Source organism: Pseudomonas sp. B8(2017) (assembly GCF_002113575.1).
Classification (GTDB): domain Bacteria; phylum Pseudomonadota; class Gammaproteobacteria; order Pseudomonadales; family Pseudomonadaceae; genus Aquipseudomonas; species Aquipseudomonas putida_Z.
On record NZ_NEIO01000025.1, the window covers coordinates 1 to 16,576 of the forward strand.

Annotated in this window: 15 protein-coding genes; 2 read left to right on the forward strand and 13 right to left on the reverse strand. The window is 62.4% G+C overall.

The window, feature by feature from the left end; all coding sequences use genetic code 11:
• Positions 1–559: 559 nt before the first annotated feature.
• From msrQ to mrcB, 9 genes are all read right to left on the reverse strand, one after another.
• On the reverse strand, positions 560–1,156 hold the full coding sequence (msrQ, locus tag CAG22_RS24320) for a protein-methionine-sulfoxide reductase heme-binding subunit MsrQ (protein ID WP_085692861.1): 597 nt from the start codon (positions 1,154–1,156) through the stop codon (positions 560–562).
• A complete protein-coding gene (gene msrP / locus CAG22_RS24325; protein WP_085706344.1) occupies positions 1,156–2,169 on the reverse strand; it encodes a protein-methionine-sulfoxide reductase catalytic subunit MsrP in 1,014 nt (337 codons plus the stop codon). Before msrP ends, msrQ begins: the two co-directional genes overlap by 1 nt.
• Before the next feature lie 79 nt (positions 2,170–2,248).
• Complete coding sequence (gene pssA, locus CAG22_RS24330; protein WP_003250045.1) at positions 2,249–3,100, reverse strand: CDP-diacylglycerol--serine O-phosphatidyltransferase; 852 nt, start codon at positions 3,098–3,100, stop codon at positions 2,249–2,251.
• Between the two features lie 150 nt (positions 3,101–3,250).
• A complete protein-coding gene (ilvC, locus tag CAG22_RS24335) occupies positions 3,251–4,267 on the reverse strand; it encodes a ketol-acid reductoisomerase (RefSeq protein ID WP_013974255.1) in 1,017 nt (338 codons plus the stop codon).
• Between the two features lie 55 nt (positions 4,268–4,322).
• On the reverse strand, positions 4,323–4,814 hold the full coding sequence (gene ilvN, locus CAG22_RS24340; RefSeq protein WP_003250040.1) for an acetolactate synthase small subunit: 492 nt from the start codon (positions 4,812–4,814) through the stop codon (positions 4,323–4,325).
• Position 4,815: 1 nt separating this feature from the next.
• The gene (locus CAG22_RS24345) at positions 4,816–6,540 is read right to left on the reverse strand and encodes an acetolactate synthase 3 large subunit (RefSeq protein ID WP_015271834.1); all 1,725 of its coding nucleotides are present in this window, start codon (positions 6,538–6,540) and stop codon (positions 4,816–4,818) included.
• A gap of 408 nt (positions 6,541–6,948) precedes the next feature.
• Positions 6,949–7,281, reverse strand: a complete 333-nt coding sequence (locus CAG22_RS24350) for a YqcC family protein (protein WP_025340674.1) — start codon at positions 7,279–7,281, stop codon at positions 6,949–6,951.
• Positions 7,281–8,099 (reverse strand): M48 family metallopeptidase, encoded by an 819-nt coding sequence (locus CAG22_RS24355; RefSeq protein ID WP_038408278.1) that lies wholly within the window; start codon positions 8,097–8,099, stop codon positions 7,281–7,283. The genes CAG22_RS24350 and CAG22_RS24355 overlap by 1 nt, the downstream gene beginning before the upstream one ends.
• A gap of 15 nt (positions 8,100–8,114) precedes the next feature.
• A complete protein-coding gene (gene mrcB / locus CAG22_RS24360; protein WP_085706345.1) occupies positions 8,115–10,436 on the reverse strand; it encodes a penicillin-binding protein 1B in 2,322 nt (773 codons plus the stop codon).
• A 116-nt stretch (positions 10,437–10,552) separates the two neighbouring features.
• On the opposite strand from mrcB, the gene CAG22_RS24365 reads away from it, so the two are divergent.
• Positions 10,553–12,115: a bifunctional aminoglycoside phosphotransferase/ATP-binding protein gene (locus CAG22_RS24365; RefSeq protein ID WP_085692857.1), complete on the forward strand. Its 1,563-nt coding sequence runs from the start codon at positions 10,553–10,555 to the stop codon at positions 12,113–12,115.
• Between the two features lie 240 nt (positions 12,116–12,355).
• Positions 12,356–12,634, forward strand: a complete 279-nt coding sequence (locus CAG22_RS24370) for a TfoX/Sxy family protein (protein ID WP_013974260.1) — start codon at positions 12,356–12,358, stop codon at positions 12,632–12,634.
• Between the two features lie 179 nt (positions 12,635–12,813).
• Here CAG22_RS24370 and CAG22_RS24375 read toward each other — a convergent pair whose 3' ends face one another.
• From CAG22_RS24375 to CAG22_RS24390, 4 genes are all read right to left on the reverse strand, one after another.
• On the reverse strand, positions 12,814–13,695 hold the full coding sequence (locus CAG22_RS24375) for a ChaN family lipoprotein (RefSeq protein WP_085706346.1): 882 nt from the start codon (positions 13,693–13,695) through the stop codon (positions 12,814–12,816).
• A 167-nt stretch (positions 13,696–13,862) separates the two neighbouring features.
• Positions 13,863–14,630 (reverse strand): heme ABC transporter ATP-binding protein, encoded by a 768-nt coding sequence (locus CAG22_RS24380; RefSeq protein WP_085591731.1) that lies wholly within the window; start codon positions 14,628–14,630, stop codon positions 13,863–13,865.
• Positions 14,630–15,613 carry an iron ABC transporter permease gene (locus tag CAG22_RS24385; protein ID WP_162276790.1) on the reverse strand — a complete coding sequence of 328 codons (984 nt, stop codon included), beginning with the start codon at positions 15,611–15,613 and terminating at the stop codon, positions 14,630–14,632. Before CAG22_RS24385 ends, CAG22_RS24380 begins: the two co-directional genes overlap by 1 nt.
• 50 nt (positions 15,614–15,663) lie before the next feature.
• Positions 15,664–16,548 carry a hemin ABC transporter substrate-binding protein gene (locus CAG22_RS24390; protein ID WP_085692855.1) on the reverse strand — a complete coding sequence of 295 codons (885 nt, stop codon included), beginning with the start codon at positions 16,546–16,548 and terminating at the stop codon, positions 15,664–15,666.
• Positions 16,549–16,576 lie beyond the last annotated feature (28 nt).

Here is a 16,576-nt window from a genome sequence, read left to right on the forward strand (position 1 = left end):
TCACAAGCACCCACACGAATTGCTTGATTCGATTTGTTAAAGAGCGTTTGGTTAAGAGCTTTTCGTCTCAACCGAGGCGCGCATTCTACGCTTTCCTCATTTGCTGTCAAGCGTTTATTTTGAAGTTTTTTTTGCGAGAAACTCGTTTAGCTTCAAACACTTGACTCGCTGCGATCTCTCGTAGCGGGAGGCGAATCATACAGCGTTTGGAAGCGCTGTCAACCATCATCTCAACCGCTGTCGATCATTCGATCGTAGCCCTTTCAACTTCGCCTCAACTATCTAACTCATTGAATCTCAAGGAGTTTGTCGTTCCGGCGTCGCTGGAAGTGGGGCGCATTATAAGGGGATTCGAGAGGGCGTCAACCTTTAATTTCATTTATTTGAAATGTTCCAGGCGAAGACCTTATCAAGGCTACCAGGTGCTCGCCACAACACCTTCTGCGCCTATGAGATCGAGCGCCGCCCGCGCGGCGCTCGATCTCACAGGCGCCAGAAAACTCAAGGCAGGCACATTTCAAAGGCAATGCCATCTCAAGACAGGCCCTTGCCCCCTACCCTATCTCCGGCCAATCCTGGGCAGCACCCGCGCAACAGCAGGAACCCGCAACACCATCAACACAGCCCCAATAACCGCATAGATCGCCCACTCCCGCAGATCCGAGCGCACGATCCACAAGAAATGCAGCAACCCCAACCCAAGTATCACGTACACCAACCGGTGCAGCTTCTTCCAACGCGCACCCAACCGCCGCTGGCTATACCGATTCGAGGTAACCGCCAGGGCCAGCAGCCCAAGAAACCCAAGCGCACCCACAATAATGTAAGGCCGCTTGCGCAACTCAACCGCCAACTGCCCCCAGTCCAGCCCAAGGATAAAGAACAGGTAAGCCAGGATGTGCAGCACGATATAGGCAAACACCCATAACCCCAGCTGCCGGCGCACCACGATCCAGCCCGACCATCCCGTCAGCTTCTGCAGCGGCGTCATGCCCAAGGTAACCAGCAGGAAGGTCAGCGCCCCGAGCCCAAGCCGGTCCATCATGATCTTTCCAGGGTCAGGCCCTAGCAGATTCATCGCCGCCTCATACAACCACCAGACCGGGAACAGGCACCCCACGATGAAGATGGCCAGACGAAACCAGGGGTAACGCATCAATAGTTCTTCCGCAGATCAAGCCCGGTATACAGCGACGCCACTTCATCGGCATAGCCATTGAACATCTGGGTTTCCCGCACATTGGGACTGAACAGCCCGCTGGGCAGCCGCCGTTCACGCGCCTGGCTCCAACGGGGGTGGTCGACCGTCGGGTTCACATTGGCATAGAACCCATATTCATCCGGCGCCAACCCTTCCCAAGTGGTGCCCGGTTGCTCGGCCACCAGGCTGATACGCACGATCGACTTGATGCTCTTGAAGCCATACTTCCACGGCACCACCAGCCGCAACGGCGCGCCATTCTGGTTGGGCAGCTCCCGGCCATACATGCCAACCGCCAGGATCGCCAAAGGATGCATCGCCTCATCCAGACGCAAGCCTTCTCTATAAGGCCAGTCGATCAAGGCGAACCCCGAACGCTGCCCCGGCATGTGCTCCGGGTCTTTCAGGGTTTCGAAGCGCACATAGCGCGCCTTGGACGTCGGCTCGACCTGCTTGAGCAACTGCGCCAACGGGAAGCCCAGCCACGGAATGACCATCGACCACGCCTCGACGCAACGCAGCCGGTAGATGCGCTCCTCAAGCTGGTACGGCTTGACGAAGTCTTCCAGTGCATAGCGCCCGGGCTTGCCCACTTCGCCATCGACCACAACGCTCCACGGTTCGGTTTTCAGGCTGTCGCCATTGGCCGCCGGGTCACCCTTGTCGGGCCCGAACTCGTAGAAGTTGTTGTAGTGGGTGGCATCCTTGAAAGGCGTGATTGACTCACCCTTGACCGTTACTGCCTGCCATCGGGTGGCCGCGAGCTTTTCACTGAACCAGCCAGGCGCCTTGCCCGCCTCGACATCGGCGTAACGGCTGGCTTCAGCTGCGCGCGCCATGCTCGGCAAGGCACCCAAGGCCAGGCCGGCCAACGAGCCACCCAGCAGGGTACGACGGGAGAGGTAGATGCCTTCGGGGGTGATCTCCGACGCCTTGCACTCGGAAGACCTGGGTAGCTTGATGAGCATGAGCGGCTCCACAGCACTGGATAACGGATGTACCAGTAAGACTATGGAGCCGGCGGGTTATTCCTGCATTAAATGATTGTCACGCTTTGCGACGGCGTGCCTTGAGCAGGAACTGGATCGGCCCCGAAGCCGCATAGGCGAGGAAGATCAGCAGCAGGATACGCGGCGGGTCGCTGAACACCACGGCAAACACCAGTACCACGGCCAGGATAGCCACGAACGGTACACGGCCCTTGAGGTCCAGCTCCTTGAAGCTGTTGTACTTGATGTTGCTGACCATCAGCATGCCGGCAGCAGCTACCAGCAGCGCCACCAGGAACGACAGCTTGGAGCCCTGGATGCCGTAGTCGCTGAACGCCCACACGGTACCCGCGACCACGCCCGCGGCAGCCGGGCTGGCCAGGCCGATGAAGTAGCGCTTGTCGGCGGTGCCGACCTGGGTATTGAAGCGTGCCAGGCGCAGTGCTGCACCGGCCACATAGATGAAGGCGACCATCCAGCCGACCTTGCCCATGTCGCCCAGCGCCCAGCCAAAGGCCAGCAAGGCCGGAGCCACACCGAAGGCGACCATGTCCGACAGCGAGTCGTACTCGGCACCAAAGGCGCTCTGGGTGTTGGTCATGCGCGCGACACGGCCATCGAGGCCGTCGAGCACCATGGCCACGAAGATGGCGATGGCAGCGAAGGCAAAGTACTTGCTCGCCTCGCGCGGGTCACCGGCGCTCAGGGCGCTCTGCGCGCTCATCGAGCTGATGATGGAATAGAAACCGGCAAACAGGTTGGCGGTGGTAAACAGGTTGGGCAGCAGGTAGATGCCACGATGGCGCACCTTGCGCCCTTCGGCGTCATGCCCTTCTTCAACGTGCTCATCGACAGGTAGCAGGCTTTCGGCGTCGGAGGGCTTGTTCGGCTCTTCGGGACGTTCGCTCATGGAGGGTACCTTGCAACAGGATGGAAAATGTTCGACACGGGCCTGCAAAACAGGTTCTGACGGCAGGCCACTGGTCTGCTTTATACCAGAAGCTGACTGTCAGAACGAAAAAACGCGGCCGAAGCCGCGTTTTTCATCTTTCGATAAGACTTAGTTCTTGGTCTTGTCGACGATTTTGTTAGCCGAGATCCACGGCATCATCGAGCGCAGTTGCTCGCCGATGATTTCGATGCCGTGAGCGGCGTTGTTGCGGCGCTTGGCGGTCATCGATGGGTAGTTGGTAGCACCTTCGGAGATGAACATCTTCGCGTACTCGCCGTCCTGGATGCGCTTCAGGGCGTTGCGCATGGCCTTGCGGGATTCTTCGTTGATGACTTCCGGACCGGTTACGTACTCACCGTACTCGGCGTTGTTGGAGATCGAGTAGTTCATGTTGGCGATGCCGCCTTCGTACATGAGGTCAACGATCAGCTTCAGTTCGTGCAGGCACTCGAAGTAGGCCATTTCCGGCGCGTAGCCAGCTTCGACCAGGGTTTCGAAACCGGCCTTGACCAGCTCTACGGTACCGCCGCACAGAACAGCCTGCTCACCGAACAGGTCGGTTTCGGTCTCGTCCTTGAAGGTGGTTTCGATGATGCCGGTACGGCCGCCGCCTACGCCCGAAGCGTACGACAGGGCAACATTCTTGGCGTTGCCGGAGGCGTCCTGGTAGATGGCGATCAGGTCAGGGATACCGCCGCCCTTGACGAACTCGGAGCGAACGGTGTGGCCCGGGGCCTTCGGCGCGATCATGATCACGTCGAGGTCGGCACGTGGAACGACCTGGTTGTAGTGGATCGAGAAGCCATGGGAGAAGGCCAGGGTAGCGCCCTTCTTGATGTTCGGCTCGATTTCCTGCTTGTACAGTTGGCCCTGGAACTCGTCCGGGGTCAGGATCATGACCAGGTCGGCAGCAGCGACGGCAGAGGCAACGTCGGTCACTTTCAGGCCATGGGCTTCTGCCTTGGCAACTGTGGCCGAACCTTTACGCAGACCGATGGTGACATCTACACCGGAGTCCTTCAGGTTGCACGCCTGAGCGTGGCCCTGGGAACCGTAACCGATGATGGCGACTTTCTTACCCTGGATGATGGAAAGGTCGCAGTCTTTATCGTAGAAAACTTTCATGAAAATACCCCTGGTTATATCTCGGCCCCTGCGGAGCCATCGCTAATTTTTGAATTTAGATGCTGAGCACTTTGTCGCCACGGGCAATGCCGGTAACGCCGCTGCGCACGGTTTCGAGAATCGATGCAGTGCCGATCGCCTGGATGAAGCTGTCCAGTTTGTCGCTGGTGCCGCTCAGCTGCACGGTGTACACGCTGGCGGTCACATCGACGATCTGGCCACGGAAGATATCCGTGGTGCGCTTGATCTCGGCGCGCTGGGCACCGGTGGCCTTGACCTTGACCAGCATCAGTTCACGCTCGATGTGAGCGCTTTCCGACAGGTCGACGAGCTTGACCACTTCGACCAGCTTGTTCAGGTTCTTGGTGATCTGTTCGATCACTTCGTCATGGCCAACGGTGGTCAGCGTCAGACGCGACAGGGTCGGGTCTTCGGTCGGCGCCACGGTCAGGCTTTCAATGTTGTAGTTACGCTGGGAGAACAGGCCGACCACGCGGGACAGCGCACCTGGTTCGTTTTCCAGCAGCAGGGAGATGATGTGCCGCATATCAGGTACGCTCCGTCTTGCTCAGCCACATGTCACGCATCGAGCCATCCTTGATCTGCATCGGATAGACGTGCTCACTGCGGTCAACCGCGATGTCGATGAACACCAGGCGGTCCTTCATCGCAAACGCTTCTTCCAGCTTCGGCTTGAGGTCCTTCAGGCTGGTGATGCGGATACCCACATGGCCATAGGCCTCGGCCAGCTTGATGAAGTCAGGCAGCGACTCGACGTACGAGTGCGAGTGACGACCGTTGTAGGCCATGTCCTGCCACTGGCGGACCATGCCCAACACACCGTTGTTCAGGTTGACGATCTTCACCGGCAGGCCGTACTGCATGCAGGTGGACAGCTCCTGGATGTTCATCTGGATGCTGCCTTCGCCGGTCACGCAGGCCACGTCCTGGTCCGGGAAGTTGAGCTTGACGCCCATCGCCGCCGGGAAGCCGAAGCCCATGGTGCCCAGGCCACCGGAGTTGATCCAGCGGTTCGGCTTGTTGAAGCGGTAGTACTGCGCCGCGAACATCTGGTGCTGGCCCACGTCGGAGGTGACGAAGGCATCGCCATTGGTCACTTCGCACAGGGTCTCGATGACTTTCTGCGGCTTGATGACATTGCCGTCACCCTTGTCGTAAGGGAACAGCTCGCCATTGCCACGCCATTCGTCGATCTGCTTCCACCAGGCATCCAGCGCCGCCTTGTCAGGCTGCTCGCCGATTTCCTTGAGGATGCCGAGCATTTCGCTGAGCACGCTGTCGACCGGGCCGACGATCGGCACGTCGGCCTTGATCATCTTGGAGATCGACGCCGGGTCGATGTCGATATGGATGATCTTGGCGTTCGGGCAGAACTTGGCCGGGCCGTTGACCACGCGGTCGTCAAAACGGGCACCGACGGCGAAGATGACGTCGGCATGGTGCATGGCCATGTTGGCAGTGAAGCTGCCGTGCATGCCGAGCATGCCGAGGAACTGGCGGTCGGTACCCGGGAAGCCACCCAGACCCATCAGGGTATTGGTGACCGGCAGGTTCAGCGACTTGGCGATTTCGGTCAGGGCTTCGGAGCCACCACCGAGGATCACGCCGCCACCGGAGTAGACGATCGGGCGCTTGGCCGCCAGCAGCATCTCGGCAGCCTTGCGGATCTGGCCGGAGTGACCGCGTACCGCCGGGCTGTAGGAGCGCAGCTTGACCTTTTTCGGGTAGACGTATTCGAACTTCTCGGCCGGGTTGGTCATATCTTTTGGAATGTCGACCACGACCGGACCTGGGCGACCGGATTGCGCCAGGTAGAATGCTTTTTTCAGAACTTCGGGGATTTCGCTGGCATGTTTGATCATGAAGCTGTGCTTCACGATCGGCCGCGAAATACCGATCATGTCGGTTTCCTGGAAGGCATCGGTACCCACCATGGTGCTAGGCACCTGGCCGGACAGGATGACCATCGGAATCGAGTCCATGTAGGCGGTGGCAATACCGGTAATGGCATTGGTCGCGCCCGGGCCGGAGGTTACCAGCACCACGCCGGCCTTGCCGGTGGCGCGGGCATAACCGTCCGCCATATGGGTAGCTGCCTGCTCATGACGAACCAGGATGTGCTCGACTTCCGGTTCCTTGAACAGCGCGTCGTAAACATGCAGGAGAGCACCACCAGGGTACCCGTAGATGTGCTTAACGCCTTCGTCACGCAAGAAGCGGACGACCATCTCAGCGCCAGATAAAAGCTCCACGTTGTTCACCTCTAAAACGCCAGAATACCGCCCTCACTGGACGGGTCTTAATAGGTTTACTGCCAAGCAGAGCATGAGCGAACGTCAGCACTGACTGAGCAAGTATTGGGAGCGCCCCAGAGTGTTGCGGGGTTTTCCCACCCAGCGCGAGGTAACGCGTTGCGGGGTGTAACAGGTCGGCGCGGGTGTGCGCCTCATGATCTGCTTAGCGGGTCTGCTTCTGGCAGTCCCTCTACAGCGGAGATTGGATTCTTCTGATTCGGCGCCAACAAGTCAAGAAAAATTATTGCCAATTTTTCCCCAAGATGAATTCCTGCCACCACTAAAAATCGCTTCAGCAGCAGAATAAATAAGATTTCCACAAAAAAGGGCCACAATCTGCGGCCCTTGAAGGAAAAACTGAAGAAATCAGGCGGAAGGAGCAATCAATTGGTCAAATGCTGCCAACAGGCGGCGTAGCTCACGACTTTGCTCTGGCCGGTCGGTAAACACGGTTTCGGCCATGACCAGGATGCCGGAGGCGTTGGGCAACGGGTGGCCCAGCTCGATGATGATCTTCATTCGCGGCAGGAAGATCCATTGCAGCCACTGCTCGAAACTGAGGGTATCGACAGCGAAAGGCACCGTACTGGCCAGTGCCTCGTCGCTTGGCGGCTCGTCATCCCACCAGCCTTGCACCTGCAGCTCACGCTCGATCAGCAGCAGGTGGTCGGCAATATCCAGAATGCGCTGTTCGATCATCACGAATTGACCCGTGCCTTTTGCCGGGCCAGTGCGGCGCCGGCGTTATCACCCTGCTTCTCGCGGGCCTGGGCGATGGTGTTCCACAGCTCGGCCTGCAGGCTCGGGCGGCCATTGGCGTAAGTCAGGGCACGACGCGCCAGTTGCTCGGCCTGCGGCGCATCACCTTGCGACAGGCGTACCTGGGCCAGGCGGTACAGCACCTGCGGCTCGCGCGGGGCAATGCGCTGGGCACGCTCCAGGCTCGAGGCGGCACCGTTGAAGTCGCCACTGCCCTGCTGGGTCTTCGCGGTGGTCAGCAGCGCCAGCACCGGGCCGTCCAGCTGCTCGTCGGCCGACAGGCCACCTGCAGCGGCACTGCTACGCGGGATACCGGTTGGCGCGCTGGTGGTTTGCGGGGCACTGTTCATCGCCGCGATGTCGAAGGGTTCGTCGGCGATCGGGTTGGGGTTGGTGGTCATCGGTGCCGAAGTGACCGGCCCTGTGGTAATCGGGCCCGGGGTGATCGGCCCCGGGGTAATCGGCGAGGTGCTGATCGGCGCCGCGCCATTGGCCGCCGGGAACGTCTGGATGCCCGAAGCGCCAGCGCCCTGCGGGATCATCACGGTGACGCCGGAGTCTTCAGGCAGCGTTTGCGCCTGCGCGGTGCCCGCGTTATAGCCACCCGCAGAGCGGTTGGCCGTCACGCGTTCGCTGTTGGACACGCGGGTGCTCGAGTCGACCACCGGAATATTGCCGCGCGGGACGCTGGCGCACCCCTGGAGCACAGCCAGCGCCGTCACGGCAGGAAACAGCCACTTGTTCACGTCACACCTCATCAATGCAGCCTGTGCTTAATTCATCCAGCCCTTGACCCAGTCCATGACCGATTCAACTGGATCCTGCTCGCCGCCACAGGTCGCGCCGGCGGGCGGTTCACTGCCGCGAATATACGGCATCTGCACCGCTCCCGGACAGCTGCCATCAGACCCGTGGCCACTGTACGGGTCGATCCAGGCCTGCACCACGTTGTCCGGTTGCGGCATGTCCAGCGGCAGCGGGTCGGCCTTCTTCATGAAGCTGGTCCACACCTGCAGGGCACCGGTAGCACCGGTAAATGGCGTCTTGCCGTTATCGTCACGGCCCATCCATACCACGGCCAGCAGGTCCTGGCTGAAACCGGAGAACCAGCTATCGCGCGAATCGTTACTGGTACCGGTCTTGCCCGCCAAGGTGAGATTACGCGGCAAAGTGTTGTACACCGAGCGGCCGGTGCCTTCGCGCATCACCCGCTGCATGGCGTTCTGCACCAGGTAGATGGCCCCCGGGTCGAAGGTTTGCTGGATCTGGAACGGGTAGCGCTTGAGCGGCTCGCCCTCGGCGGTGAGCACGCTGCGGATACCACGCATCGGGGTATTGAAGCCGCCGTTGGCGATGGTCTGGTACATGGTCGCGACCTGCATCGGCGACATGCCGCCGGCACCCAGCAGCATGGCCGGGAAGGCTGGCCAGTCGACATTCACACCCAGCCTGCCAATGGTCTTGATCACGTTGGGCACGCCCACATCCAGGCCGATCTTGGCAGTCGACAGGTTGTAGGAGTTGGCCAGCCCCTGGTACAGGTAGATGGTGCCATGCGGGCGGCGGTCGTAGTTTTGCGGGCGCCAGACCTGGCCGTCGGCACCTTTGACCGAGAACGGCTCGTCCTGCACCAGGCTGGTCAGGGTGTACCTGGTCGGTTGCTCCAGCGCGGTCAGGTAAACCGCCGGCTTGACCAGCGAGCCGATCGGCCGCACGGCATCGATGGCGCGGTTGAAGCCGGCGAAACCGGCCTGGCGGCTGCCGATCAGCGCCTGCACTTCACCGGTTTCCGGGTTGGTCACGACCATCGCCGACTCCACCTCGTCCGCCCCCTTGCGGCCCGCCAGGCGCTTGAAGGTCTCGCTCATCGAGGTTTCGGCCTTCATCTGCAGGATCGGGTCGAAGCTGGTGAAGATGCGCAGGCCTTCTTCGGTCAAGTCTTCATCGCGGTAGTCCTGGCGCAGCTGGCGCTTGACCAGGTCGAGGAATGCCGGGAACGAGCTGTCGGCCAGGCTGCCGCGCTTGGTCACGCCCAGCGGCATCTTCTTCGCTGCATCGACTTCGGCCTGGCTGGTCACGCCCTGCTCGGCCACCAGGTCGAGCACCAGGTTGCGGCGGGCCAGGGCGCGGTCCGGATAGCGACGCGGGTTGTAGTAGGACGGCCCCTTGACCATGCCCACCAGCAAGGCGATCTGGTGCAGTTTCAGCTCCGACAGCGGTTGGCTGAAGAAGAACTGGCTGGCGAGGCCGAAGCCGTGCACCGCACGCTGGCCATCCTGGCCGACGAACACCTCGTTGAGGTAGGCCTCGAGGATCTCGCGCTTGTCGTAGTGCAGCTCCAGCAGTACGGCCATCATCGCCTCGGTCAGCTTGCGGCTGAGGCTGCGCTCGCTGGTGAGGTAGAAATTCTTCACCAGCTGCTGGGTCAGGGTACTGCCACCCTGGCGCATGGAACCTGCCGAGGTGTTGACCCACATGGCCCGGGCGATGGACTTGGGCGACACCCCGAAGTGGCTGTAGAAATCGCGGTCTTCCGTCGCCACCAGGGTTTCGAGCAGGTACGGCGGTACCTGGTCGATCTTGATCAGGATGCGGTCTTCGAGGTTTTTCGGGTAGATGCCGCCGATCATCAGCGGCTCCAGGCGCACTACGTCGAGCGTCTTGCCGTTGGCGCCGGAAAGGCCCGCCACGTAATCGCCGGAGAAGCGCACACGCACGAACTGCGCCGGCTCCATGCCCTCGTAGAACTGGAAGCCACGGGTATTGAGCTCGACGGTGTTGCCGTTGACTGCCGCCGCGCCCGGGCCGTTGGCCGCGCTTTCACGCCGGTAGCCGAGCGCGTCCAGCTCGGTGAGGAAGTCGTTCTTGCTCAGCTTCTGGCCGGAGAACAGCTCCAGCGGCCGGGCATACACCTTGGCCGGGATGGTCCAGCGCTTGCCGGAAAACTTTTCCTGGACGACAGCATCGAGGTAAACCGCGAAGCCGGCAACGATCACCAGGCCGACCAGGCTGAGCTTCAAAGCCCAGCCCAGCCAGGCGCGGGAGCGGCCGGTCGGGCGTTTCTGAGGGGTACGGGGATTTCGGGTTCGGGTCATGGCGGCGGATTATACGCACTTTATAAAGGCTGGGCAGACGCCCCCGGCGGTAGGCAGGGACGGCACCATTGACCATAATGGCGCATTCGAATTCCCTGCCCCCGGAAGGATTTCCCGTGAGCCAAGCCCTTATCACTGCGTTGCAGAACCCCGCCCTGTACCCTCACCCCGTGGATGGGTTCCAGCTCATCGAGACGCATATCTCCTGGGTCCTGCTCACTGGCGAGTATGCCTACAAGATCAAGAAGCCGATGAACTTCGGCTTCCTCGACTTCACCGGCCTGGACCAGCGCCAGCATTTCTGTAACGAAGAATTGCGCCTCAACCAGCGCCTGACCGACGGCCTGTACCTGGAAGTGTTGCCGATCACCGGTAGCGTCGACGCGCCGCAGATCGGTGGTGAAGGCGAAGCCATCGAGTACGTGCTGAAGATGCGCCAGTTCCCCCAGGGGCAGATGCTCAACACCCTGCAGGCCAATGGCGAACTGAACGCCGCGCACATCGACCAGATGGCCCGGCAGATCGCCGAGTTCCACCTGCAGGCCCCACGCGTTCCGGTGGAGCACCCGCTCGGCACGCCGGACAGCGTGATGGCGCCGGTGGAACAGAACTTCGAGCAGATTCGCCCGTTCCTCAGCGACAAGGCCGACCTGCAGCAACTCGACGCCCTGCAGGCCTGGGCACGCAGCAGCTTCGAGCGCCTGCATGGCCTGCTGGAAAAGCGCAAGGCCAATGGTTTCATCCGTGAATGCCACGGTGACATCCACCTGGGCAACGCCACCCTGATCGACGGCAAGGTGGTGATCTTCGACTGCATCGAGTTCAACGAACCGTTCCGCCTGACCGACGTGTATGCCGACACCGGCTTCCTGGCCATGGACCTGGAAGACCGCGGCCTGAAATGCCTGGCCCGCCGCTTCATCAGCCAGTACCTGGAACTGACCGGCGACTACGAAGGCCTGGAACTGCTCAACTTCTACAAAGCCTACCGCGCGCTGGTGCGGGCCAAGGTTGCACTGTTCAGCATGCCAGCCGATGCCGATGGCGTGCAGCGCGCCACCACCCTGCGCACCTACCGCAACTATGCCAACCTGGCAGAAAGCTACAGCGCCATCCCGTCGCGCCTGCTGGCCATTACCCACGGTGTTTCGGCAGTGGGCAAAAGCCACGTCGCCATGCGCATGGTCGAGGCCCTGGGTGCCGTCCGCGTGCGTTCGGATGTGGAACGCAAACGCCTGTTCGGCGAACAGCAGCAGGCTGACGCTGGCCAGCTGAGTACCGGCATCTATGACCAGGACGCCAGTGTCGCGACCTACCAGCGCCTGCACGAGGTGGCGGCGACCGTGCTGCGAGCCGGCTTCCCGGTGGTGCTGGATGCCACCTACCTCAAGCGTGATCAGCGCCAGGCCGCGGCGGACATCGCCAGCCAGACCGGCGTGCCATTCCTGATCCTCGACTGCCATGCGCCAGATGCGGTCATCGCCAGCTGGCTGGAGCAGCGCCGGGCAGAAAACACCGACCCGTCAGATGCCACCCTGGAAGTGGTCAAGGCCCAGCAGGCCAGCCGTGAGCCGCTGAGTGCACAAGAGCTGGTGCAGAGCACCCGCGTCGATACCCAGAGTGCCGGGAGCATGGACCAAGTGATCGAGCAGATTCGCCAGCGCTTGCCTGGGCTGTAAGGTCAGCGTTTTCCTGGGCCGGCCTATTCGCGGGTGAACCCGCTCCCACAGGTACTGCGTCAGTCGTGAGGCTTGCAGATAACCTAGTGGGAGCGGGTTTACCCGCGAAGAGGCCGGCACAGGACATCTCGTCGCCCCCTATGGCAAAAGGCCGCGCATTTCCCATCCCCCGCTACACTCCTCTCTGACCTGCTCGCGATTTATCCCCCAATCCCCGTTCAGCCATCGCAAGGAGGCTCGATGAACGATGAATTGCAGCATCTGAAGAACCTTGGCAAGACCTCTGCGCAGTGGCTGCATGCAGCCGGCATCCACAGTGCATCGGATCTGCGCCGCCTGGGCGCGGTGGGTGCGTACCAGGCCGTGAAGACACGAGGGTTCCGCGCATCGAAGGTGCTGTTGTATGCCATTGAAGGCGCCCTGCTGGACATGCACTGGAACGATTTGCCGCTGGAGCGCAAAGAAGCGCTCAACCAACAACTGGATGCGAAAAGCCCTGCGCAAAAAAATCAGAAATAATTTCAGGAAGGGGATTGACGTCGAAATGAGAATCGTTATGATTATCACAACTGGTCGCGAGACTGGTTGGATAAGCTAAGAGCCCCTGGTTCGGACTCTCAGATTATCTCCTCATCAGGCTAATCACGGTTATTGACCCGGCAATTTGCCGGGTCTTTTTTTGCCTCTTTGCAGCCCTGTCACCGCAGTTGCGCGCAATAGTCCTGCTCCGGCATCGCTGCCGTGTACCACACAAAATCAGCCTCGCCTGCCTCGACCTGCTCACCGACCTCTGCCAACAGCAGTACCTTGCTCTCCCCCTGCGCTTGCAGGTCAGCCAGGTGCAACGGCACACCCAGGTCCTTGCGCACGTGATAAGCCCCGGTCAGCAGCAGTGCCGGCTGCGGCGCCGCCAGCAAGCGCTCGGCCATGCGCCGGTCGCGCTGCTGCTGCACGGCCAGCATCGCCGGCAACTGGCTTTCTGGCAGCATCCCGCAATGCCCGGCACGCACATGCTCCAGCAAGGCGGCCTTGACCGTCGGCGCATTGGACCTATCGCCCGGCAACGGAGCTGGCTGTCGATAGGCCTGGCGCATCTCGCCGGGCGAGAGGTTGGCGGCCAGCACAGGCACCCGCTGCTGCAAAGCCTCAGTCACGATTGGCCCGTACAGCTGCCAATCCCAGCCGTCCTGCCAAGCCAGGGCCTTGGGCAGGTCTGCCGGCAAAGGTTGCCCCGCGAGCTTGTCCATCAGCGGTTGCTGCTCGGGTTGCAGCATTTCCAGCAGCAGGCTGCCCTGCGCACGTTGGCCTTGCAGGGCGCGCAGCAGCCACAGCTGCAGTGCGTGATGGTCGGGGTTGTCGTGTTTCTCGCCGACCAGCACCCGGGGGGCGGTAGACAGGCGCTGCACCAGTTGCTCAGGGCTGATCAGCTGGCCATCGGCGAGATCGACGATATGCCCCAGCTCGGCATGGCTGCGCCCCTCACTGCTCTGCCAGGCGGGCAGCGGTGGCAGGCTGGCCTGGCAGCCACCCAGTACCAGCACCAGGCACAGCGAGAAAGCGGACAGCAGCGGATGTCGCATGGGCAGTACCTCCATTCATGGCCTGCACGAGCCCTTGCAGGAGCGGCCTTGTGTCGCGAAAGGGCCGCAAAGCGGCCCCAGATTTTCAGCAGTGATGCACAAATTGCCGGGGCTGCCCTGCAGCCCTTTCGCGACACAAGGCCGCTCCTACAAAGATCGCGCCGGCGTTAGCGAGTGATGATCAGCGGATGCCCACGCTCCGGGTGCGCCTGTACCAGTACATCGATCCCGTATACCGCCTTCAACGCCGCCGGCGTCAGCACGGCTTCGGGTGCGGCAAAGGCATGGCAGCGCCCCTGCTCCAGCAGCAGGATACGGTCACAGTAGCGCGCCGCCAGGTTCAGGTCATGCAGGATCACCAGCACCGCGGCGCCACGGTCGGCAAAGCGGCGCACGGCTTCCAGGGTGGTGTGCTGGTGCAACGGGTCGAGCATCGAGGTTGGCTCGTCGAGCAGCAGCGTGCTACCTGCCTCGCCCGGCCACAGCTGCGCCAGTACCCGAGCCAGGTGCACCCGTTGCCGCTCGCCGCCAGACAACGCCAGGTAACTGCGCTCCACCAGGTGCCAGGCATCCGCCGCCCGCAAGGCCGCTTCGACGATTTCCGCATCGCGCCGCTGCCCGGTGCCATGGGGCATGCGCCCCATGCCCACCACTTCCTCGACCCGGAACGAGAAACCCAGGCTGGACACCTGCGGCAACACCGCTAGGCGCCTGGCCCGTTCCTGCCCGGCCCAGTTGGCCAGCGGCCTGCCCTGTAGCGTCACCCATCCGCGATCAGGCGCCAGCTCACCACACAGTACACCCAGCAGGCTGCTCTTGCCGGCACCGTTGGGGCCGAGCACGCCCACCACCTGCCCCGGGCTCAGCTGCAAATGAATGTCATGCAGCACTTCGTTGCTGCCCCGCCGCAAGTACAGGCCCTCGGCTTGCAACATCAGCTGCGTCCTCGTATCAGCAGGAACAGGAAAAACGGTGCACCGATAAAGGCCGTGACGATACCGATCGGCAGCTCGGCAGGCGCCAGCAGCAGCCGCGCCGCCAAATCGGCGAACAGCATCAGCACACCGCCCGCCAACAAGGAAGCTGGCAGCACCACACGGTGATCAGGCCCGGCCAGCAGGCGCACCAGGTGCGGTACCACCAGGCCGATGAACCCGATCAACCCGGCAGCCGCCACCGCCGCACCCACGCCCAGCGCCGTGCAGAACACCAGCTCGCGCTTGAGCCGCTCCACATCGATACCCAGGTGGCGCGCCTCCGACTCACCCAGCAGCATGGCATTCAACGCCTTGGCCCGGCGTGGCAGCCACACTGCCACGCCAGCAGCCACCAGCAGCAACGGCCACAGCCGCTGGTAACTGGCACCATTGAGGCTGCCCAGGTTCCAGAACGTCAGCGTGCGCAGCGTGGCGTCGTCGGCCAGGTAGGAGAACAACCCCACGGCAGCACCTCCCAGCGCGGTCATGGCCACACCGGCCAGCAGCATCGTGGCGACGTTGGTCTGGCCATCGCGCCGCCCCAGACGATAGACCAGCGCAGTCACGCCCAGCCCACCGATGAAAGCACACAGCGACAACAGGTAAGGGGCAAGCACATCCGGCATGCCGCCCAGCCAACTGCCGCCAACGATGGCCACCGCCGCGCCCACCGCCGCACCGGCGGCAACCCCTACCAGCCCGGGGTCGGCCAGTGGGTTACGGAACAGCCCCTGCATGGCCACACCGGACAACGCCAGCACCGCGCCCACCGCCAACCCCAGCAAGGTGCGTGGCAGGCGGATCTGGCCGAGGATCATCTCGGCCTGCTGCAGGCCATCAGCGGCAATGGGCAGCCCCAGCAGGCGCAGGCCGGCACGCAGGGTATCGAACAGCGGCAGGCTGACCGGCCCCAGGGCCAAAGACAACCACACCGCCAGCAGGCACAACAGACTCAGGCAAACGAACAGCGTGCGTGGCTGGACACGTTGCTTCATAGGGCGAGGCTGGCCTTGGCAGCCGGATAGAAGGTGGCCGCAAGCAACTGCAGTGTTGCCGGCAGGCGTGGCCCGAGCCCGCCGACCAACAGCGTCGGGTCAAGCGATACCAGGCGTTTCTCGCGCACGGCGCGCGAGGCCGCCAGCGCGGGGTTTTCTTTCAGCAACGCCTGCAAGGCCTGCTCATCGGCCAGCGCCCGGTCGGAAAACACGATCACATCCGGGTCCAGCGCCGCCAGTGCTTCGCTGGAGAAATTCTTGTAGCCCTGATGTTCTGCCAGGTTGCGCCCGCCTGCCTGGCTCAGCAGCCAGTCACCGGCAGTACCCTGCCCGGCGATCAGCGGCTTGGCCCCGGCATGCCCGACCAGCAGCAACACCCCTGGCGCCTTCTGCTCCGCCCGGGCCTGCCTGACCTTGGCCTGCAAGGCATCGAGCTGCTGGTGGTAGCCCGACGCCAGGACCGCGGCCTGCTGTTCTGCGCCCAGCAACTGCCCCAGGTGCTTGAGGTTTTCATCCACCGCCGCCAGTTCGGCCTTGCTGGAGAACAGTTCGACCCGCACGCCAGCCTTGCGGATTTGCGCCAGTACCGGTGGCGGCCCCATTTCCTCGGTGCCCACCAGCACATCCGGGCGCAGGCTGAGAATGCCTTCCGCAGACAGTTGCCGCTGGTAGCCGACACTAGGCAGTGACTTCAGCGATGGCGGATGCTGGCTGGTGGTGTCCACACCCACCAACCGCGCTTCACCACCCAGCGCGCTGATCCATTCGCTCAGTGCACCACCAGCGCTGACCCAACGCTGCGGCAGCTCGGCCGCCGGGGCCTGGGTGGAGAGCACAAGGCTCGCGCACAGGGCGAGCAAGGCGACGGGACGGCGCATCATCGGGTTCCTTCTGCAGGCGGGCCGCGCG

Coding starts and splice junctions, on each gene's coding strand:
- CAG22_RS24375 (WP_085706346.1), bottom strand. CDS start 13,695: ATGCGACATCCGCTGCTGTCCGCTTTCTCGCTGTGCCTGGTGCTGGTA.
- CAG22_RS24380 (WP_085591731.1), bottom strand. CDS start 14,630: ATGTTGCAAGCCGAGGGCCTGTACTTGCGGCGGGGCAGCAACGAAGTG.
- msrQ (WP_085692861.1), bottom strand. CDS start 1,156: ATGCGTTACCCCTGGTTTCGTCTGGCCATCTTCATCGTGGGGTGCCTG.
- mrcB (WP_085706345.1), bottom strand. CDS start 10,436: ATGACCCGAACCCGAAATCCCCGTACCCCTCAGAAACGCCCGACCGGC.
- msrP (WP_085706344.1), bottom strand. CDS start 2,169: ATGCTCATCAAGCTACCCAGGTCTTCCGAGTGCAAGGCGTCGGAGATC.
- CAG22_RS24355 (WP_038408278.1), bottom strand. CDS start 8,099: ATGAGGTGTGACGTGAACAAGTGGCTGTTTCCTGCCGTGACGGCGCTG.
- CAG22_RS24390 (WP_085692855.1), bottom strand. CDS start 16,548: ATGATGCGCCGTCCCGTCGCCTTGCTCGCCCTGTGCGCGAGCCTTGTG.
- CAG22_RS24350 (WP_025340674.1), bottom strand. CDS start 7,281: ATGATCGAACAGCGCATTCTGGATATTGCCGACCACCTGCTGCTGATC.
- pssA (WP_003250045.1), bottom strand. CDS start 3,100: ATGAGCGAACGTCCCGAAGAGCCGAACAAGCCCTCCGACGCCGAAAGC.
- CAG22_RS24370 (WP_013974260.1), top strand. CDS start 12,356: ATGAACGATGAATTGCAGCATCTGAAGAACCTTGGCAAGACCTCTGCG.
- ilvN (WP_003250040.1), bottom strand. CDS start 4,814: ATGCGGCACATCATCTCCCTGCTGCTGGAAAACGAACCAGGTGCGCTG.
- ilvC (WP_013974255.1), bottom strand. CDS start 4,267: ATGAAAGTTTTCTACGATAAAGACTGCGACCTTTCCATCATCCAGGGT.